At 63.4% G+C, this 3006-nt stretch carries 4 protein-coding genes; all 4 read left to right on the forward strand.

What is annotated here, in order from left to right:
* Nucleotides 1–668: ABC transporter permease (locus EN991_RS29935; protein WP_164769468.1), on the forward strand; the 668-nt coding region annotated here is incomplete at its 5' end.
* Nucleotides 653–1723, forward strand: coding sequence for an ABC transporter substrate-binding protein (locus EN991_RS29940; protein ID WP_127370096.1), 1071 nt, complete (start codon nucleotides 653–655; stop codon nucleotides 1721–1723). The genes EN991_RS29935 and EN991_RS29940, both read left to right, overlap by 16 nt.
* A 173-nt stretch (nucleotides 1724–1896) precedes the next feature.
* A complete protein-coding gene (locus tag EN991_RS29945; RefSeq protein WP_024502622.1) occupies nucleotides 1897–2505 on the forward strand; it encodes a cupin domain-containing protein in 609 nt (202 codons plus the stop codon).
* Nucleotides 2495–3006, forward strand: a 512-nt coding sequence (locus EN991_RS29950; RefSeq protein ID WP_127370097.1) for an ATP-binding cassette domain-containing protein, incomplete at its 3' end; no start/stop codon positions are given. The genes EN991_RS29945 and EN991_RS29950, both read left to right, overlap by 11 nt.

The raw sequence follows: 3006 nt of genomic DNA on the forward strand, positions 1-3006 counted from the left end.
TGAACAGCCTCGCCATCGGCGCCATCGCCGCCACGGGTGCGACGCTGTGCGGCATCACCGTGTCCTACATGGACCTCTACGGCCGCTCGCCGCTGGCCGCCACCATCAGCGCCATCGCACGGCTGCCGATCCTGATCCCGGGCGTCATCGTCGGCATATCGCTGCTGATCCTCATCAACCTCGTTGGTCTGGGGCCATCGCGCGTCGCCATCGTTCTCGGCCATATATTGGTGGCGCTGCCGACGACCGTGGTGATCATGCGCAGCCGCTTCGCCGCCATCCCGAAAACCATTCGCGAGGCGGCACTCGATCTCGGCGCCTCCGACTGGACGACCTTCCGGCGGGTCATGCTGCCGCTCAGCCTGCCGGCCATCGTCTCGGCATTCATGCTGGCCTTCCTGATCTCCTTCGACGAATTCATCGTCGTGTTCTTCCTGGCCGGCACCGAGCCGACGCTGCCGCTCTACATCTGGAGCCAGCTGCGTTTTCCCCGGTCGCTGCCGACGGTGATGGCACTGGGCACTTCGATCCTGGCGGTGTCCTTCGTCATCGCTGCAGCAGCTGAAATCCTGCGCCATCGCGGCTTATCCGCCACGGCGCCAAAGCCCGCGGATCCATCACAACCAAAACAAACCAAGAGAGGAGAACTGCAATGGCATTCGACCTGAAATCGATCTCTGCAAAGACTGTTTGCGCTGGATTGACGGCGTTCGCGCTGGCGCTGTCGTCGACCGTCGCTTTCGCCGGCGAAAAGCTGCAATATTTCACCTGGTCGGGCTATGAACTGCCCGACTTCAACAAGAGCTTCCTTGCCGCGCATCCCGATGGCGTCGAGGCCTCGATCTTCGGTGACGACGATGACGCCTTCACCAAGGTCAAGGCCGGCTTCCGACCCGACATTGCGCATCCCTGCTATGACAAGGTGGCGCGCTGGAACAAGGAAGGCCTGCTGCAGCCAATCGACACCAAGCGCATCAAGAACTGGGACTCGATCTTCCCGGTGTTCAAGAACCTGCCAGACCTGCAGGCTGGCGACGGCAAGGTCTGGATGGTGCCGTGGGACTGGGGCAACACCTCGATCCTCTACCGCACCGATCTGGTGAAGAACCCGGAAGCGAGCTGGAACCTTTTGTGGGACAAGCAGTATGCCGGTCGCATGGCGACGATCGACGCGGTGCATGACACGCCTGTCGTGGCGGCGCTGCTCGCCGGCGTCAATCCGTTCGACATGACGCCGGAGCAAATGGACAAGGTGGCCGAGAAGCTGCGCGAGCAGCGCCCGCTGCTCTCCAACTACACCACCGACATGACCTCCGTCGAACAGGCGCTGGCCAGCGGCCAATTGGTCGCCGCCATGACCTGGAACGCGTCGGCCACCTCGCTCAAGAAGCAGGGCGTGCCGGTCGAGTTCATGAAGCCCAAGGAGGGCATGCTGACCTGGGCCTGCGGCTTCGTGATGCTCAAGGACGCCAAGAATGTCGACCTCGCCTATGATTTCATCAACAGCCGGCTGGAGACGGATTCCGGCAAATACCTGATCGAGGCCTACGGCTATGGCAGCTCGACCAGTTCGGCCTTCGCGGCGGTGCCGAAGGAGGAGCTGGAGAAATTGCAGCTGCCGTCCGACCCGGAGGTGATGCTGAAGACCACCATCTTCACCGGACCGATGAAACAGAATGACGACCTCGCCAAGATGTTTGAGAAGGTGAAGGCGGGGGGATAAAGCTCCCCCTTCTCCCCTTGTGGGAGAAGGTGTCGCCGAAGGCGACGGATGAGGGGTGCTCCAGGGAACACCAGCGTCTCACTCCGCTGGAACACCCCTCAACCGTCTCGGCGCTGCGCGCCGATCCACCTTCTCCCACAAGGGGAGAAGGGAAAGCAAACGAGGACTAACGCATGGACATGCTGGATGAAGCGGCTGGGAAGCCGAAGGACGATGCCGACGTTCGCGTCGGCCGGCGCGTGCGGGCGCTGCGGCTGGAGCGCAATTTGTCGCTGGCCGATCTTGCGGCAAAGGCCGGCGTGTCGATCGGTGCATTGAGCCAGATCGAGCGCGGCATGTCCTCGCTGCGCGTCAAGGTGATCTGGCCGCTCGCCGCCGCCCTCGACATCGAGCCGTCGGCGCTGATCGCCGACGGCAACGATGCGGCCAACGATCTCTATTGCGTGCGTGCCGACAAGCGGCGGCAAATCCCGGTGAAATCGGAAGGCATTGCCAAGGCGCTGCTGTCACCGCCGGGCGCGACGCTGACCGGCATGCTGGTGACGGTGGAAGCTGGCGGCGGCACGGCCGAGGCCTATGCGCATGCCGGCCATGAATTCGGCTTCGTGCTGGCCGGTGAGGTCGAACTGGTGGTGGATTCGACGAAATACGGGTTGAAGGCGGGCGACAGCTTTGCCTTCAAGAGCACGCTTTTGCATGCCTTCCGCAATCCGGGCGCCGAGCGGTGCCAGATTCTCTGGGTCAACACCACGAAGCCGTCCGAGGTTCGCGATGGCGCCTGATCCACTCGTCCGGCTGCAGGCGGTCTCGAAGATTTTTCCCGGCGGCATCGTTGGGCTCGACGCTGTCGATCTCGACATTATCAGCGGCGAGTTCATCACGCTGCTCGGGCCGTCGGGCTGCGGCAAGACCACCAGCCTGCGCGTCATCGCCGGTTTCGAAAGCCCGTCGAGCGGCAAGGTGTTGCTCGATGGTCGCGATATCACGGCCCTTCGACCGTTCGACCGGCCGGTCAACACCGTGTTCCAGGACTACGCGCTGTTCCCGCACATGAATGTTGCAGAAAATGTCGGCTTCGGTCTGTCGCTGCGCAAACTGTCTGGAGCCGAACAGGCTAAGCGCACCGGCGAAGCGCTCGACATGGTCGGTCTCGCCGACAAGCTTGGCGCCCGCGTCTCCGAACTGTCGGGCGGCCAGCGCCAACGCGTCGCGCTCGCGCGTGCCATCGTCTGCGAGCCGCGCGTGCTGCTGCTCGACGAGCCGTTGTCGGCGCTCGATGCGCA

The organism is Mesorhizobium sp. M7A.F.Ca.US.005.03.2.1, assembly GCF_003997795.1.
In the GTDB taxonomy this organism is placed as follows: domain Bacteria; phylum Pseudomonadota; class Alphaproteobacteria; order Rhizobiales; family Rhizobiaceae; genus Mesorhizobium; species Mesorhizobium ciceri.